The following is a 17054-nucleotide window of genomic DNA, read 5'->3' as shown; positions in this document are numbered from 1 at the left end:
GCTGGCGCAGGGGCCGGCTTGCCAGCGAAGGCGCTCGTGGTGGCCAAGGCTTGCGGGCCTTTGGCCGGCAAGCCGGCTCCTACCGTGGGGCGCTTTGATCGACGTTAGTCGTTTTGGAAAGACCTGACTCAGAGAGGATTCGATGACTTACATAGCTGCTGAAAACCGCTACGACTCCATCCCCTATCGCCGTGTCGGCCGCAGTGGCCTGGTACTGCCGGCGCTGTCCCTGGGGCTGTGGCACAACTTTGGCGACAGCACGCCGATCGACACCCAGCGTGCCCTGCTGCGCACCGCCTTCGACCTGGGGATCAACCACTTCGACCTGGCCAACAACTACGGCCCGCCCTACGGCAGCGCCGAAATCAACTTCGGCCGCCTGCTGCGTGAAGACTTCAAGGCCTATCGCGATGAATTGATCATCTCCAGCAAGGCCGGTTGGGACATGTGGCCCGGGCCTTACGGCCAGGGCGGCGGTTCGCGCAAGTACGTGCTGGCCAGCCTCGACCAGAGCCTGCAGCGCCTGGGCCTGGACTATGTGGATATCTTCTATTCCCACCGCTTCGACCCGGATACGCCGCTGGAGGAAACCGCCAGCGCCCTGGCCGCCGCCGTGCAGCAGGGCAAGGCGCTGTATATCGGTATTTCTTCCTATTCGGGGGCCAAGACCCGGGAAATCGCCGCGTTGCTCAAGGAGTGGAAGGTGCCGCTGCTGATCCATCAACCGGCCTACAACATGCTCAACCGCTGGGTCGAGAAGGACCTGCTGGACACCACCGAGGAGCTCGGCGCCGGGGTCATCGCCTTTACGCCGCTGGCCCAGGGCCTGCTTACCGACAAGTACCTCAATGGCATTCCCGAGGATGCGCGGGTCAATCGTCCGGGGGGCGGCTCGTTGCAGGCTTCGCACTTGTCGGATGCCAATATCGCCCATGTCCGCGCGCTCAACGAGATCGCCAAGAACCGCGGCCAGAGCCTGGCGCAACTGGCCCTGGCCTGGACCCTGCGCGACCCGCGGGTGACCTCGGCGCTGATCGGCGCCAGCCGGCCGGAGCAGATCATCGAGAACGTCGGGGCGTTGCAGAACTTGAGCTTCAGTGTCGAGGAACTGGCGGAAATCGATCATTTCGCCAAAGAAGGGCGCATCAACCTGTGGGAAAAACCTTCGACGGCAGAGTGAGGTAAGTCTGCCCCTGCACCGATAAAACAGCCCCCGGCAGAGCGATCTGCCGGGGGCTGTTGGCTTTGCCGCCTGGAGCGGGGCGGCAGGCGTCGTTACCTGGTCGTGCTGCTGACTTTCAAGGAAGACGGATTGCCGGCCACGGTGCGGTCCTGGGGGGCATCGAGGTCGACCTTGGCGGTCACCGACAGGCCCGGCCGCAGGCGTTCGAGGCCGGACTGGTTGGCGTCGAAGCGAATGCGCACCGGCACCCGCTGGACGATCTTGGTGAAGTTGCCGGTGCCCGGTTCGAAGGGCAGCAGGGCAAAGGTCGAGCCTGAACCCGGAGCCAGGCTTTCCACGGTGCCGGTGATGCTGACGCCCGGCAGGGCATCGATCTTGATCTGCGTCGATTGCCCCGGGTACATGTGCTGGGTCTGGGTCTCCTTGAAGTTGGCCAGGACATAGAGGTCATGCAGCGGCACCAGGGTCAGCAGGCGCGAACCCGGTTGCACGTAATCGCCGACCTGAATCTGCCGATTGCCGACGGTGCCGTCCATCGGTGCATAGATGGTTGTGTGGCGCAGGTCCTGCTGGGCCAGTTCCAGCCGCGCCTTGGCGGTTACCACCTTGGCCTTGGCCATCTGCAATTGCGCTTGCAGGCGTTGCCGTTGCGCGGTGGTGACCGCAAGGTCGTTCTCCGCCACTTGCAACATGGCCTGGGCATAGGCCAGGCCTTGTTCGGCGGAGATGGCCTGGGTGCTGTATTTCTCCACTTCATTGCGCGCCACGGCGCCGGTGGTGACCAGGGTATCGAAGCGATTGCGCTCCGCACCGGCACGCTTGGATTCGGCCTGGTTGGTGCGGATCGAGGTGCGCGCCGCCTGCACGCGGGCACTGGCCAGGCGCTGCTCGGCGTCCTGGATGGTCAGCGCGGCCTCGGCCAGGGCGACCTGGGCCTGGTTGTCCGCCAGATCGCCTTCGGCCAGGGATACCCGGCTGTCGAACTCTTCGCTGTTGATGCGCACCAGGGGCTGCCCGGCGGTGACGTTCTGGTGATCCTTGACCAGCACCTCTGTCACCAGGCCATGGACCCGCGGCGCGACGGAGGTCGCATCGGCGGCGATGTAGGCATCGTCCGTGGCCTGTGTCGACGGCGCCATCAGCACCCAGCCAACCCCGACTGCTACCAATGTCAGGGCGATAGCGCCGGCGATCAGCGGGCGCTTGGAACGCTTGCGCGGCTTCTCGGACTCTTGGGCGGCTTGCAGGATGGCGTTCTGAGTCTGGGTGCTCTGCTCCATGTTGAAGCTCCATGCTGTTTTGAATTACGATCATAATATTCACATGTCGGTCGCAATACTACAGGGAAGTACCTACCGTGACGACAAGCGCAACTGACCTCTCCGAAGCGGGTGCCCAGCCCGGCCAACAGTCCACCAAGCGCAAGTTTCTGGTCTTCACGATCATGGCTTTCGGCATGTTCATGGCGCTGATCGACATCCAGATCGTGGCGGCCTCGCTCAACGACGTGCAGGCCGGGCTCAGTGCCGGCCCTGATGAAGTGAGCTGGGTGCAGACCGCCTATCTGATTGCCGAACTGATCATGATTCCCTTCTCGGCGTTTCTCGCCCAGGCGATTTCCACCCGCTGGCTGTTCGCTGCCAGCGCGGCGTTCTTTACCCTGTTCAGCGTGGGTTGCGGCATGGCCTGGAACATCGAGTCGATGATCGTGCTGCGGGCCCTGCAAGGCTTTGCCGGCGGGGCGATGGTGCCCACGGTATTCGCCGTGGGGTTCGTGTTGTTCGAAGGCAAGCAGCGGGCGATGGTCCCGGCAATCCTTGGCATGACCGCGGTGCTGGCACCGACCCTGGGCCCCACGGTGGGCGGCCTGGTGACCTTCTACCTGGACTGGCGCTGGATCTTCTTCATCAACGTGTTGCCGGGGCTGGTGATCTGCATCGGCGCGGCGTTGCTGATCGATGTGGATCGCCCGGACCTGTCCATGCTGCGGCGTATCGACTGGCTGCATTTCGTCGCCATGGCGCTGGCCCTGGGGTGTTTTGAATACGTGCTGGAGGAGGGGCCGCGCAAGGACTGGTTCAGCGATACCGGGATCGTCATCGCGGCCTGGGTGTCCCTTGTGTCCTTTGGTTTGTTCATCGAGCGCTCGTTGTATTCGAACAACCCGATCGTGTCCCTGGTGCCGTTTCGCGACCGCACCTTTTCCATTGCCTGCCTGTTGAACCTGGTGATCGGTTTTGGCCTTTATTCGTCGACCTACCTGGTGCCGGTGTTTCTTGGCCGGGTGCGTGGCTTCGATAGCCTGGAAATCGGCACCACGGTTTTTGTCGTGGGCATCGGGCAGTTGGTCAGTACGATTATTGCAGCCCGGGCCTCGGAAAAAGTTGATCGGCGCCTGATCATCTCGGTGGGCTTCCTCGGCCTGGCGCTGAGCCTGTGGCTGACTTCCCGGGTCACCTCCAACTGGGGGTTCGATGAGTTGCTGGTGCCGCAGGTGGCGCGTGGGCTGTTCCTGATGCTGTGCATCGTGCCGAGCGTGAACATGGCCTTGAGCTCGTTCCAGGGGGTTGAACTGCGCCAGGCCTCCGGGCTGTTCAACCTGATGCGCAACCTGGGCGGCGCCATTGGTATTGCTACGGTCAACACCTGGCTGCAGGACGATGCCCGGACTCAGGTCCTGCGCCTGTCCGAGTCGCTGGGGAGCAAGGCTGTCGCCGCCCAGGAACTCATGGGCCAACTGGCGCTGAAGATTGCCGCCGATACACCGGATGCCAGCCACGCTTTCCTGATGGCTCAGGGCATTCTCGGCCGCCTGGTGGGGCGTGAAGCGCTGACCCTGGCCTTTGGCGATGTGTTCCGCCTGATGGCGATGATGTTCGTGGTGGCGTTGTTGCTGGTGCCGTTGTGCAAGGTGCCCCCGGCCGCGCCAGGCGCAGCCGAGGAGGAGAAGTGATAAGCAACCGGGGCCTAGATGATCGGCGGCCCGGAGCGGGTCTTGCGCAACTGGCTGGGGGTGCAGCCCATGTTTTTCCACATCAGGCGGCGTAGAGCGGTGGAATCGGCATAGCCTACTTTGAAGGCAACTTCTTCAATGCTCATATTGGTGGTTTCCAATAGGCTTTGAACATGTTGCAGGCGAACTTTCTGAATGAAGGCCATGGGCGGCTTTCCCGTGGCGCTACGAATTCTGCGGGATAAGGTCTTCTCGGTTATACGCAAATGTTCGGCAATGGTGCTCAGTGGCGGAACGTTGGGCAGGCAATCCTCGATGAACTTCTCCATTAACAAAACTTCACGGTTTTCCGTTTGCAAGTTGGACAGGGCCATGTAGTGATATTGCGCCGGTCGACCATCTATCAACAGATAACGCATGGTCAATTCAGCAATCTGATTGCCCATCTTATTACGCAATATGTAGAGCATTAGATCCATTTGCGACATGCCTGCGCCTGCTGTAATCATATTTCCGTCATGAATAAGCATGCGTTTTGTGTCGAGTATCGCTTCGGGATAACGCTCTTTGAAAGTTTCATACAGTTGCCAATGAGTGGTGACCGTATGCCCCTCCAGAACCCCCGCCTCACCCAGGACGAAAACTGCTGAACAGGACGCCGCCGTCTGCTGCCCGCGGCGGTGATGGTCATGCACCAGCTGGCTGAGCTTGCGGATATCGGCGTGCCCGAGCCGGGTGATCAGTTCGCTGGACAGGCTGAGCCCAGGCAGCCTTTTTTCCCGGCGACAGCCAAAGAAATCCAGCTCCTGGGTGTTCTCCAGCCCCAGTCCCGGGATCACCAGCATGCTGCCTTCGATGGCCTGGACCTTGTCCAGTGGCTGGGCATCCAGACGCATGCCGTTGCGCATGCGAACCGATTCGCTGCTGCCGATAATCTTCCAGGTGATGGTTGGCCGGCCCATGACTTCGGCGACCTGGTTAGCTGTTCGCAGCACATCCAGGGTGATCGCGACACTCGATCCCATGGCACCTTCCAGCGCAATAAGCGTGAGCACATCCATGTCCATTTTCTCCCTGTAAGTGTCCATTTGTGCATTAGCAAAATATACAAGCTGGTGGCAGACTTCTCAACGCATCCAGATTTCACTTTCCTGCCCACGCTATTCCCTGTGGGACATAAAAAAATATGCATTCATCAAGTGAATGCGTTGCTCTGTCAATAAAATGACATCTTTGTCTACTGCCTAGTAAGAGCTCCCCTTCTTAGGGGCGTTTGTTCGGTTCCTTAGTGCTGAAAATAATAAACGACCTTCAGGTCAATATATGGCTCTCCATTTAAAAAGGATTTTGAATGAACTACGCCGTGCCTCGTGATTATCTCAATGATGTCAATCCAGCCATCTCAGCGCATGTAGCAGTTGATGATCTGCCGTTGGCCGAAGTCCCGGGCATCGAATGTTTAAGTTCGGTTACCGAAGTACTGGCCTATCGCGCATGGCGGCAACCCGATGCCATTGCCTTCATCCATCTGCTCGATGGCGAGCGGGAGGAGGCGTCGATCAGCTACGCCGAACTGTGGAAGCGTAGTCAACGATTGGCCGCCGCGCTGCAGATCTTCGAGCCCCGTGAAAAACGGGTGCTGATGCTGTTCGAGACCGGTATCGACTACATCGTTTCACTGTTCGGCCTGCTGCTGGCCGGTGCCGTGGCGATCCCGGCCTTTCCCCCAGTGGGGACCCGGGGGCTGGAGCGGCTGGCACTGATCTGCGCTGATGCCCATCCGCAACTGGTGCTCACCAGCTCGCGCTTCATGCGGTCCCAGGAGCGGGTCAACGCTCTGCTCCAGGGTGATTTGCCCGTGCCCCAGTGGGTTGACCCGGAGCAGTTGGCCGAGGCGGATTCATCCTGGCGCGGGCAGGCGCTCGCCCACGGCCAACTGGCCCTGCTGCAATACACCTCGGGCTCCACCTCGGCGCCCAAGGGCGTGATGCTGACCCACGACAACCTCTACAGTAATTGCCGCAGTGCCAGCCAGTGGATGGGCCCGGCCAGGAATCGCGTGGGTTGCAGCTGGCTGCCGCCCTATCACGACATGGGCCTGATGGGCGGAATCCTGCAGCCGATCTTCGATGCCTTCCCTACCGTGCTCATCAGCCCCGGGCACTTTGTCCAGCGGCCGCTGCGCTGGCTGGATGCGGTGTCCAGGTACGGCGCCGACGTCACCATCGCGCCCAACTTCGCCTTCGACCTGTGTGTCGAAAACATCACCGACGAGGAACTGGCAGAGCTCGACCTGAGCAAGCTCAAGGCTATCTATTGCGGGGCCGAGCCGGTGCGCCAGAGCACCCTGGCACGCTTCTCCGAACGTTTTGCCGCCGCCGGTTTCAACCCGGCGGCCCTGGGCCCCTGCTACGGGTTGGCCGAGGCCACCGTACTGGTCTCGGGCAAGCGCCACGATGAGCCGGCGTTCAATACCCAGGTGGATCGGGACCAACTCGCCAGTGGCACCCTGGCCATCGTCGATGCCGAGGATGCCCGGGCCCTGCCGCTGGTCAGTAGCGGCAGGGTCGCCCCGGGCCTGCGCGTGGCGATTGTCGACCCTGTCAGCCTGCAACCGGTGGCGGACGGCCAGATCGGCGAGATCTGGGTCCAGGGCGACAACGTGGGCGCCGGCTACTGGGGCAAGGAAGCGCTGAGCCAGCAGGTGTTTCGCGCCAGACTGCCGGGCATCCATGGGCGTTTCATGCGCACCGGCGATCTTGGCGCGCTGCACCGCGATGAGCTGTTCGTCACCGGGCGCCTCAAGGACCTGATCATCATTGCCGGGCGCAACCTGTATCCCCAGGACCTGGAGCTGGCGGTGGAAAGCGCCGACCCGCGCATCCGCAGCAACGGCTGCGTGGCGGTGGGCATCGATAACGGCCAGCAGGAACAACTGGCGATCGTGGCCGAGGTCAAGCGCAGCGAAAAACTCGATGAAGCCCAGCAGGAACAGCTGCGCCAGGTGATCACCAGTGCGCTGGTCAGCCAGTTCGGCGTGGCCCCGGCGCGCATCCACCTGGCGCCCATGGGCGGCATTCCACTGACCACCAGTGGCAAGGTCCAGCGCCAGGCCACCCGCAAGGCCCTGCTCAACGACACGCTGGCGCGCTATGGCGCCAGTCGCGCGGCTGCGGCACCTACCCTTAAAACTGCTACGGATGCCCTGTCATGACGGCCATGAATCCTCATATCGACCGCACCGGCCAGCGCGAGCGGCAATTGGCCTGGCTGACGGTCGCAACTCCGGCAGTGGGCACCGTGGTGGCCCTGGTGCTGGCCTGGCATCAGGGCATCGGCTGGCTGGAAATCGGCGCGCTGGCCAGCATGTACCTGCTGACCGCCCTGGGAGTGGAAGTGGGCATGCACCGGTTCTTTTCCCACCATGCGTTCAAGGCCGGCCCGGTGATCACCGCATTCTTCGGCATCGCCGGTTCGATGGCGGCGCAGGGCCCGATCCTGTTCTGGGCGGCGACCCATCGCCAGCACCACGCCTTCACCGACAAGGAAGGCGACCCGCATTCGCCGCGCCCGCTCAAGGCGGGTTTTATCGGCAATATCCAGGGCTGGTGGCACGCTCACCTGGGCTGGCTGTTCAGCCTGCGCAAGCAGAACTGGAGCCAGTTCGTGCCGGACCTGCTGCGCGATCGACTGATCATGCAGATCAACCAGCGCTACTACCTGTGGATCATCCTCGGCCTGCTGCTGCCCAGCCTGGCATGCGGGCTGATAACCCGCAGCTGGGAGGGCGCGCTCAGCGGCCTGCTGTGGGGCGGCTTCGTGCGGATCTTCCTGGTGGACCACGCCACCTGGTGCATCAACTCCTTTGCCCACCGGGTTGGCGGCCGCGACCACAAGACCCGGGATACCAGCCGCAACGTGTTCTGGCTGGCGATTCCGACGGTAGGGGGCGGCTGGCACAACAACCACCACGCCTTCCCGGCGCTGGCCCATGCCGGCCTGAAACCCTGGCAGTTGGATATTGGCGGCCTGTTCATCGAGCTGCTCGCCCTCTGCGGCCTGGCCTGGGATGTCAAACGGCCCGGCCCGACCGTGGCTGCAGAACCTTCAGAAAGCTGATTGCCGGTCCCTACCTCACAGGAAGCAATTCATGGACGAGATACTCACCAACACAGCGACACCAGAGGTCGGCGGGGTTGCCCAGCTGAGCCCGAGTGCGGCCAGGACCAAGGCGCGGATCGCGCTGGCAGTCATGCTGGTGCCCCTGTTCGGGACTTTCGAGGCAATCCGGCTATGGTTCACCGGCCAGGTCCATGCCCTGGATTTCATCCTCTTCGCGGTGTTCTACGCGGTGCAGATGTTCGGGGTTTCCATGGGCTACCACCGTTACCTGGCCCATCGTGCGTTCAAGACCTCGCGGCTGATGAGCAGCCTGATGCTGATCGCCGGTTGCATGGCGGCCCAGGGGCCGATCCTGTTCTGGGTCACCACCCATCGCCGGCACCACACCTACAGTGACCAGCACGGTGACCCGCATTCCCCCAACCTCATGGGCCAGAGCCGCTGGCAACGGGCCAAGGGGCTGTGGCATGCGCACATGCCGTGGATGCTGGCCCCGGACATGTCGAGCTGGAACTTCTTCGCCCCGGACATCCTGCGCGACCGCCGGCTGTTCTTCTACAACCAGACCTACCTGTTCTGGGTGGCCCTGGGGGTAATCCTGCCAGGGGTGATCGGCGGGCTGGTCAGCCAGAGCTGGTCCGGTGCCTGGAGCGGCCTGATCTTCGGCGGCCTGGCGCGGATCTTCGTCGCCAACCAGGCGGCCTGGTGTGTGGGCTCCATCTGCCACCGCTACGGCGCTCGCCCGTTCGTGACCCACGACCAGAGCACCAACAACTGGATCGTGGCCTTCCTCACCTTTGGCGAGGGGCTGCAAAACAATCACCACGCATTCCCTGCCTGGTACCGGCATGGCGTGCACTGGTGGGAGCCCGACCTGTCGGGCTGGACACTGGCGTTAATGGGCAAGCTGAGACTGGTCTCAGACCTGCGTTCCCCGTCCCAGGCAATGATCGACAAAGTCCGCAAGCGCCAGGCCTCGTCCTGAAACGCCCAATCGGCTGATCGTATTAACCACCTCACTCATCAAGGAAGATCCTATGTCCAATTTCATCTCCAATTTGCTGAGCACTCTGAGCTTCTCAGAGAAAAAACAGGCGGCGGTCGAACTCAACGAGGACAGCATCAAGCATTGGCTGGTGCAGAAGATGGGCGCGCTCTTGAAGATCGATCCTTCCCAGGTCGATACCGCCCGCAGCTTCGAGTCCTACGGCCTCGATTCGCTGGTAGCGGTGAAGGTGGCGGGTGACCTGGAGAAGTTCATGGAGCAGCGCCTGTCGCCGGCCCTGCTGTTCGAATACTCCAGCATCGATGACCTGTCCAAATACCTGGCCAATGAACTGACCACATCCGAAGTTTGACTTCGCAGGAGCTTGGCCATGGCCATTGCACAGATGCCCTCGCAAAAAAACGATAAATTCAATGACCTGCTCCGACGCTCTCAGGAGATCGAGGGCCTGCGTCTGACCGACGCAATCCCCAAGCACCTGTATCAGCCGCGGGTATGGCGCGGGATGCTCAGCTTCGTCGTCAGCTACATGCTCTACATCGGTGCCATCGTGGCGGTCGCCCACGTGCACTGGATGTTCTACCTGCCGCTGTGGCTGGTGGCGGGCCTGGGCGGCTGGGGCCTGTTCTGTGTCGCTCACGATTGCGGGCACAACTCGTTCTCGCGCAACCGCAGCTTCAACCACATCCTCGGGCACATCGCGCTGCTGCCGTTGCTGTACCCGTTCCACGGCTGGCGCCACATGCACAACATGCACCACGCCAACACCAACAACCTGGAAATGGACGTCGACTGGCGCCCGGTGCTGCGCGTGCAATATGACGCCATGCCCTGGTGGGACAAGCTGGTCTACAGCAGCACCCGCACCTGGCTGTTCTGGCTGGGCACGGTCAACTACCAGCGTCACTCGGGCTTCCGTCCGTCGATGTTCCACAAGCTCGAAGCGCGCAACGAAGTGCGTCGCTCGATCCTGTTCATGGTGGTGGCTGCGCTGATCTACCTGCCGACCCTGGTCTACTTCACCGGCTTCACCGGTCTGTTCCTGTACTTCATCGCCCCGTGGCTGGCGACCCATGCCTGGTTCAGCCTGACCACCATGATGCACCACATCAGCGACGAGACCCCGTTCCTCACCAAGGAACACTGGAGCTTCAACAGCAGCCGCCTGCTGCTGACCACCGACTACATGTACCCCAAGTGGCTGCTGTTCCTGACCCACTACATTTCGGTGCACACCGCGCACCATGTGGCGCCGATCATTCCCCACTACAACCTGCCCGAAGCCCAGGCCGCGTTGAAGACGGCCTTCCCCGGCATGGTCCGGGAAAAGCCCATGACCGTGCAGGACGTGTGGCACGTGGCGCGTAGCTGCCACCTGTACGACCCGGTGAACGGCTTCTATGAGTCCTTCGACCAACCAGCCCAGGCGGCCGGTGACCCGAGCACCCCCGGAGCCCGGGCCGCCAACGGCCCGTTGACCATGAAGCAGCAGATGCTGCGCAGCTACATGGGCGTGCTGGGATCGGTGTCGCTGGAGACCGCCGGGGCCAAGGCCACCGACCTGTTCGGCTACACCCGGGAATACATCAAGCAGCCGGACAAGGAAATGAGCCCCCTGGGCGCCCAGCGTTTCCATATCAAGGGTATCCCCGGCGTTCCCCATGGCTATCAGTGGGGCACGGGCAACCAGACCATCCTGCTGGTCCATGGCTGGGGTGCGGACAGCCGCAGCCTGTATTCCTTCACCCGGGTCCTGCAGCGCCAGGGCTTCAAGGTCGCGACCTTCGATGCGCCGGCCCACGGCATCTCGCCGGGCTCGCTGAGCACCATGACCGAGTTCAAGGACGCGGTGAAAGCGGCGATTGTCGCCCTCGGTGACGTGGTGGGTATCGTTGCCCATTCCCTGGGCGGGATCGCCGCCACCGGAGCCCTGGCCGAACTGGCCGAGACTCATCGGATCAAGGCCCTGTGCCTGCTGGGCTCGCCGGCCAACCTGCCGGTGGTGATCCAGCGCTGGGCCAACGGCTACCTGAAGCTCAAGCCGGCGGTGGTCCAGGCCATGCACCGGGAACTGTGGAAACGCAACGGCGTGCCGGTGGAGCACTGGGATATCCCGGCGCTGGGCAACGCCCTGCAACTGCCAACCCTGGTGCTGCATGACCTCAACGACCCGATCGTGCCGTTCTGCGAAGCGCAGCAGATCACCACGCTGATGCCATGGGCCAAGCTGGAGCCGGTGTCCGGGCTCGGGCATGTGCGGATCCTCTCCGATGCCGCGGTACTGGAGCAGGTGGCGCAGTTCCTCGTGGAGAACGTCAAGGTGGCCGAAGTGGCTCAGGCCAGCGCATGAGAACAACGCATAACCCTTTGATGATGGTTGACCACCCATGAGCACCTACGCTGAAAACGCTGTGGCCGAATCCGGCCTGTGGATGTGCCTGATCTGTGGCTGGATCTACGATCAACGCCTTGGCGATCCGGATTCGGGGGTGCCTCCGGGCACCGCCTGGGACGACATTGCCGAGGATTGGACCTGCCCGGAATGCGGCGTGAGCAAGTTGGACTTCAACATGGTGAAGCTGTAGCCCAGCGCTTGAATTCTGTAGTCGATGAGGAAGGAAGATGGCGACCCAAGAGCCAAGGCCGGCACCTGCCAGGGGCCGGCGCAACAGCTTCAGGAAGATGCTCTTCAAGGGCATTTACAACGGGGTTCTGGGGCTGCTTCGCTGCAGCTTCTGGATCGAGTCGCGGCTTTTTCCCCAGCGCGCTGCAGCACGGGCGCTGAAGATGTTCACGACGCCACAACGGCTGCGCCAGCATTTTCCGCAGACCTTGCCCAGCGCCACGGTGCAGGACCTGGAAACCGACCAGGGGCGCCTGCGCTGCTTTCGCTGGACTCCACCGCAGGTCCGGCGCCGGGTGGTGCTGGTGCACGGTTGGAGTGGCGCCAGCACCCAGTGGCAGTACCTGATCCCGCTGTTGCTGGAGGAGGGCTGCGAGGTCCTCTCCTTCGACTGCATCGGCCATGGCGGCAGCGGCGGTCGGCAGGCTTCGCTGCCGACCTTCGTCAGCATGCTCGACCAGGTGCAAAAGCAACTGGGGCCCTTCGACACCGTGATTGGTCACTCCCTGGGCGGCGCTGCCGCCGGGTATGCCTTGAGCACTCCGGTCGGCAAGGGTTTCCAGCGGGCGGTCCTGGTGGCCGCGCCGGCCGATATCGAAAACGTGGTCCGGCGCTTTGGCGCATTTTTGTGGATCAACGATGACGTCAGGCAACGCATGCAACTTCTGGTTGAGCAACGCTATCAGAAGGACATGGCCAGCCTGGCGGTCAGCCGTTATGGGCGCCAGGTGGAGGTCCCGGTGCTGCTGGTGCATGACCAGCAGGATCAGGAAGTCCCGGCAGATGACCTGCAATCCTTCGCCGAAGGCTTGCGACACCGGCGGGTCTTGCAGACTCGCGGGTTGGGCCATCTGAAAATTCTCAAGGACAGCGCGACCATGGAGGCCGTGGTCGAGTTTGTCTGTGCAAAGGACGGCAACCTATGAGTGAAAGTTACGATGTGATCGTTATTGGTGCGGGTCCCGGCGGCTATGTCGCCGCCATCCGGGCCGCGCAACTGGGGCTCAAGACAGTCTGCATCGAGCGCTACAAGGGCAAGGATGGCAAGACCGCCCTGGGCGGGACGTGCCTGAACGTTGGCTGCATTCCCTCCAAGGCACTGCTGGACAGTTCCCACCACTACTACGAAGCGCGCAACGGATTCGAAGTGCACGGCATCGCCATCAGCAATCCGCAGATGGATGTGCCGGCCATGCTGGCGCGCAAGGACAACGTGGTGCGCAATTTCAACGGCGGCATTGCCTCGCTGTTCAAGGCCAATGGCGTGGCGCTGCTGGAAGGTCACGGCAAGCTGCTGGCCAACAAGGAAGTGGAAGTCACCGCCGCCGATGGCAGCACGCAACGCATCAGCGCCGGCAATATCATCCTGGCTCCCGGCTCGCGGCCGATCGACATTCCCGCGGCGCCCCTGGCCGGCGAGGTGATAGTGGACTCCACCGGCGCCCTGGAATTCACCCAGGTGCCCAAGCGCCTCGGGGTGATCGGTGCCGGCGTCATCGGCCTGGAACTGGGGTCGGTCTGGGCACGCCTGGGGGCTCAAGTCACAGTGCTGGAAGCCCTCGACAGCTTCCTCCCGGCGGTGGATGCGCAGATCGCCAAGGAGGCGCAGAAGATCCTCGGCAAGCAGGGCCTGGATATCCGCCTGGGCGCCCGGGTGACGGCCTGCGAAGTGCAGGGCGACAGCGTCAAGGTCAGCCTCAGTGAGGCCGGCGAGGACAAGCAGCAGGTGTTCGACCGGCTGATCGTCGCCGTCGGTCGCCGCCCGCTGACCACCGATCTGCTGGCCGCCGACAGCGGCGTGCACCTGGACGAACGCGGTTTTATCCACGTCGATGGCCAGTGCTGCACCAGCGTCCCCGGGGTGTTCGCCATTGGCGACGCGGTACGCGGCCCGATGCTGGCGCACAAGGCTTCTGAAGAGGGGGTGATGGTGGCCGAGGGGATTGCCGGGCATCGGCACCCGTTGAACTACGACCTGATCCCCTCGGTAATCTACACCCACCCGGAAATCGCCTGGGTCGGCCAGACCGAGCAGGCCCTCAAGGCCGAGGGTGTCGAGTTGAACATCGGCACCTTCCCGTTCGCTGCCAGCAGCCGGGCCATGGCGGCCAACGACACCGCCGGGCTGGTCAAGGTGATTGCCGATGCAGGCACCGACCGCGTGCTGGGCGTGCATGTGATCGGGCCGGGCGCGGCGGAGCTGGTTCAGGAAGGGGCCATCGGCATGGAGTTCGGCACCAGCGCCGAGGACCTGGGGATGATGGTGTTCTCCCATCCGACCCTGTCCGAAGCCCTGCATGAAGCCGCGCTGGCCGTGAATGGCCAGGCGATCCATATCGGCAATCGCAAGAAGAAAGCCCCCGCCGGCGTCAAATAGCCAGTGGCCCCGGCCCCGCTCACGCAGCGCGGCCGGGGTTTGCTGCATCCCCGCGTTTCAGCGCAAGAACGGCACATCCCCAAGAATGGTCGCGCGCTGCATCACCCGGCGCTGTGGACGGTAGTCGTCCACCGCATAGTGCTGGGTCACGCGGTTGTCCCAGAAGGCAATGTCGTTCTCCTGCCAGCGCCAGCGAATGGTGAATTCCGGGCGGGTGGCGTGGGCGAACAGCAGTTGCAGGATGGCTGCGCTTTCGCTTTCCGACAGCTCGTTGATCCGGGTGGTGAAGCCGTCGTTGACGAACAGCGACTTGCGCCCGCTCACCGGGTGCGTGCGGATCACCGGGTGCGACAGCGGCGGGTTCTTGCGCCGGGTTTCTTCCCAGCGCGCCAGGTCCTCGGGGGTGTTGCCGAAGCGCTCCAGAGGGAAGGACTTGGTGAAGTCGTGGGTCGCGGTCAGGCCCAGCAGCAGATTCTTCATTGGCTCCGACAGCGCCTCGTAGGCGGCAATGCCGCTGGCCCACAGGGTATCGCCGCCGAACTCCGGCAGCAGCTTGGCGCTGAGCACCGCGCCCAGGGCCGGGGTCGGCAGAAAGGTTACGTCGGTGTGCCAGATGGCGTTGTCGCGCACGTCGGTCTCGGCGGTATCGAGGATCAATACCTCCGGCTGCTCCGGCACATTGGGGTAGATCGGGTGGATGTGCAGGTCGCCGAAGCAGGCGGCGAAACGCGCCTGCTGCTGCGGGGTGACCGGCTGGTTGCGAAAGAACAGCACCTGGTGCTTGAGCAGCGCCTGCTCGATGGCGTCACGATGTTCGATGCTCAAGGGCTGGCTGATATCGATGCCGCCGATCTGGGCGCCGAGGGCGGAGCTTAGAGGAGTGATGGTCAGGCTCATGGTCGTTCTCTTGTACGGCGCCGGACGTCGGCGTGGTCGGATTCGGTTTATCTGCATCAATCTTGAAATCGCTGGCATGCACGGCTCTTGTAGCCGCTGCCGAGCCTTGGCGAGGCTGCGAACGGCTGCGCAGCAGACGCAAACCCTTGCAGCGCGGTCGTCCTGGTCGATCGCTGCGAGCGCTGCGCGCTCGGTCGCAGCCTCGCGGGGGCTACAGACAACCGGGGCAATCGACGCAAGGCAGGCGCCAGTCAGTGGCTCTGGCCATGCCAGGGCACCAGCTTGCGCTGCAGGGCGCGCAGGCCCATTTCCATGGCGAAGGCGATCAGGGCAATCACCAGGATCCCCAGCACCACCACATCGGTGACCAGGAATTGCGCGGCGGACTGCACCATGAAACCCAGGCCGCTGGTGGCGGCAATCAGCTCTGCCGCCACCAGGGTCGACCAGCCCACGCCCAGGCCGATGCGCACGCCGGTGAGGATGTCCGGCAGGGCGCTGGGCAGGATCACATGGCGAATCAGCTGGGCCCGGGTAGCCCCCAGGGACTGGGCGGCGCGCAGCTTCGCCGGGTCCACGGTGCGCACGCCGGTGGCGGTGGCGATGGCGATCGGGGCGAAGATCGCAAGGTAGATCAGCAGCACCTTGGACAGCTCGCCAATGCCGCACCAGATGACGATCAGCGGCAGGTAGGCCAGGGGCGGAATCGGCCGGTAGAACTCGATCAAAGGGTCGAGCACGCCACGGGCGATGCGGTTGGCGCCGATGGCGATGCCCACCGGAATCGCCGTCAGCACGGCAAAGCCCAGGGCCAGGCCGATGCGTTGCAGGCTCGCCGCCAGGTGCTGCCATAGGGTGGAATCCATGTAGCCGCTGGTGGCCAGCAACCAGCCCTTTTGCAGCACCGCAGAAGGGGGCGGCAGGAACAGCGGCTCGATCAGGCCGGTGGCGGTGACGGCCCACCACAAGGCCAGCAGGACCACCAGGGTCAGCACGCTGATCCAGCGGGTGCTCAGGCTGCGGCGCGCGATTTGTGGCGCTTTGGGGTTGGCCTCGCCGGTGGCGGTGGCGGGAATCTCGTAGCTGCTCATGGCCGCTCCTGCTGCTGGGTGGCGCTGCGCTGGGAGAACACCCGGGCCAGCACGTGTTCGCGGGTTTCGATGAACCGCGGGTCGGACTTGATCGCCCGCGCCGACTCGCCGGCGGCGTAGCGCTGGCCGAAGTCCAGGTTCAGGCGTTCGACGATCTGCCCCGGGTTGGGCGCCAGGAGAATCAGGTCGGTGGCCAGGAACACCGCTTCCTCGATGTCGTGGGTAATCAGGAACACCGGCTTGGCAGTGCGCCGCCAGACTTGCAGCAACAGCTCCTGCATCTGCTCGCGAGTGAAGGCATCCAGGGCACCGAAGGGTTCGTCCATCAGCAGCACCCGCGGGTCGGCCGCCAGGGCGCGGGCCAGGCCCACGCGCTGCTTCTGGCCACCGGAGAGCTGCCAGATGCGGCGCTTGTCGAAGCCGGCCAGGTCCACCAGGGCAAGCATTTCCCGAGCCCGGGCTTCGCGCTTGTCGCGGGCCACGCCGGCCAGCTCCAGGCCGAAGGCGACGTTGCCCAGCACGTCCTGCCAGGGCAGCAGGGCATCGTCCTGGAACACCACGCCGCGTTCGGCGCTGGGGCCCTGCACCGGTACGCCATCGAGCTGGATGCGCCCGGCGCTGGGTTCGACGAAGCCGGCAATCAGGTTCAGCAGCGAGGTCTTGCCGCTGCCGGAAGGGCCCAGGGCGACCAGCAGTTGCTGTGGCCCCAGGGTCAGGGAAATATCCGCCAGCACCGGTTCGGCGGCGCCGGGGTACTGTGCGCTGATGCGCTCCAGTTGTAGCAAGGCCATGACGGCTATCT

15 protein-coding genes are annotated in these 17054 nt (G+C 63.6%); 10 read left to right on the top strand and 5 right to left on the bottom strand.

The window, feature by feature from the left end; genetic code table 11:
* Nucleotides 1–142: 142 nt before the first annotated feature.
* The gene (gene mgrA / locus BLS75_RS27315; protein WP_072452146.1) at nucleotides 143–1180 is read left to right on the top strand and encodes an L-glyceraldehyde 3-phosphate reductase; all 1038 of its coding nucleotides are present in this window, start codon (nucleotides 143–145) and stop codon (nucleotides 1178–1180) included.
* 95 nt (nucleotides 1181–1275) lie between these two features.
* Here mgrA and BLS75_RS27310 read toward each other — a convergent pair whose 3' ends face one another.
* Entirely contained in the window at nucleotides 1276–2463 is a 1188-nt protein-coding gene (locus BLS75_RS27310; protein ID WP_072452145.1) for an HlyD family secretion protein, read from the bottom strand.
* A 77-nt stretch (nucleotides 2464–2540) separates the two neighbouring features.
* Between BLS75_RS27310 and BLS75_RS27305 the strand changes: the two genes are divergently transcribed.
* Nucleotides 2541–4136: a DHA2 family efflux MFS transporter permease subunit gene (locus tag BLS75_RS27305; protein ID WP_011058639.1), complete on the top strand. Its 1596-nt coding sequence runs from the start codon at nucleotides 2541–2543 to the stop codon at nucleotides 4134–4136.
* A 14-nt stretch (nucleotides 4137–4150) separates the two neighbouring features.
* Here BLS75_RS27305 and BLS75_RS27300 read toward each other — a convergent pair whose 3' ends face one another.
* Nucleotides 4151–5197, bottom strand: a complete 1047-nt coding sequence (locus BLS75_RS27300) for a GlxA family transcriptional regulator (RefSeq protein ID WP_011058640.1) — start codon at nucleotides 5195–5197, stop codon at nucleotides 4151–4153.
* Nucleotides 5198–5487: 290 nt separating this feature from the next.
* On the opposite strand from BLS75_RS27300, the gene BLS75_RS27295 reads away from it, so the two are divergent.
* From BLS75_RS27295 to lpdA, 8 genes are all read left to right on the top strand, one after another.
* The gene (locus tag BLS75_RS27295; RefSeq protein ID WP_239690693.1) at nucleotides 5488–7350 is read left to right on the top strand and encodes a fatty acyl-AMP ligase; all 1863 of its coding nucleotides are present in this window, start codon (nucleotides 5488–5490) and stop codon (nucleotides 7348–7350) included.
* A complete protein-coding gene (locus tag BLS75_RS27290) occupies nucleotides 7347–8255 on the top strand; it encodes an acyl-CoA desaturase (protein WP_015633759.1) in 909 nt (302 codons plus the stop codon). Before BLS75_RS27295 ends, BLS75_RS27290 begins: the two co-directional genes overlap by 4 nt.
* Nucleotides 8256–8286: 31 nt before the next feature.
* The gene (locus tag BLS75_RS27285; protein WP_015633760.1) at nucleotides 8287–9243 is read left to right on the top strand and encodes an acyl-CoA desaturase; all 957 of its coding nucleotides are present in this window, start codon (nucleotides 8287–8289) and stop codon (nucleotides 9241–9243) included.
* Nucleotides 9244–9295: 52 nt separating this feature from the next.
* Nucleotides 9296–9616 carry an acyl carrier protein gene (locus BLS75_RS27280; RefSeq protein ID WP_011058644.1) on the top strand — a complete coding sequence of 107 codons (321 nt, stop codon included), beginning with the start codon at nucleotides 9296–9298 and terminating at the stop codon, nucleotides 9614–9616.
* Between the two features lie 18 nt (nucleotides 9617–9634).
* The gene (locus BLS75_RS27275; RefSeq protein WP_015633761.1) at nucleotides 9635–11614 is read left to right on the top strand and encodes an alpha/beta fold hydrolase; all 1980 of its coding nucleotides are present in this window, start codon (nucleotides 9635–9637) and stop codon (nucleotides 11612–11614) included.
* A gap of 37 nt (nucleotides 11615–11651) precedes the next feature.
* The gene (locus BLS75_RS27270; protein ID WP_011058646.1) at nucleotides 11652–11849 is read left to right on the top strand and encodes a rubredoxin; all 198 of its coding nucleotides are present in this window, start codon (nucleotides 11652–11654) and stop codon (nucleotides 11847–11849) included.
* A 202-nt stretch (nucleotides 11850–12051) separates the two neighbouring features.
* Complete coding sequence (locus BLS75_RS27265) at nucleotides 12052–12813, top strand: alpha/beta hydrolase (protein ID WP_169892889.1); 762 nt, start codon at nucleotides 12052–12054, stop codon at nucleotides 12811–12813.
* Nucleotides 12810–14264 (top strand): dihydrolipoyl dehydrogenase, encoded by a 1455-nt coding sequence (gene lpdA / locus BLS75_RS27260; protein WP_072452144.1) that lies wholly within the window; start codon nucleotides 12810–12812, stop codon nucleotides 14262–14264. The genes BLS75_RS27265 and lpdA overlap by 4 nt, the downstream gene beginning before the upstream one ends.
* Nucleotides 14265–14321: 57 nt before the next feature.
* Here the strand turns inward: lpdA and tauD are convergent, their stop codons facing one another.
* From tauD to tauB, 3 genes are all read right to left on the bottom strand, one after another.
* Complete coding sequence (tauD, locus tag BLS75_RS27255) at nucleotides 14322–15161, bottom strand: taurine dioxygenase (protein WP_072452143.1); 840 nt, start codon at nucleotides 15159–15161, stop codon at nucleotides 14322–14324.
* A gap of 251 nt (nucleotides 15162–15412) precedes the next feature.
* The gene (gene tauC / locus BLS75_RS27250) at nucleotides 15413–16252 is read right to left on the bottom strand and encodes a taurine ABC transporter permease TauC (RefSeq protein WP_053148493.1); all 840 of its coding nucleotides are present in this window, start codon (nucleotides 16250–16252) and stop codon (nucleotides 15413–15415) included.
* Nucleotides 16249–17043, bottom strand: a complete 795-nt coding sequence (tauB, locus tag BLS75_RS27245) for a taurine ABC transporter ATP-binding subunit (RefSeq protein WP_011058651.1) — start codon at nucleotides 17041–17043, stop codon at nucleotides 16249–16251. The genes tauC and tauB overlap by 4 nt, the downstream gene beginning before the upstream one ends.
* Nucleotides 17044–17054 lie beyond the last annotated feature (11 nt).

This window comes from Pseudomonas sp. NFPP12, assembly GCF_900103205.1.
GTDB lineage: Bacteria > Pseudomonadota > Gammaproteobacteria > Pseudomonadales > Pseudomonadaceae > Aquipseudomonas > Aquipseudomonas protegens.
This window is presented reverse-complemented; position numbering and strand designations above follow the sequence as displayed.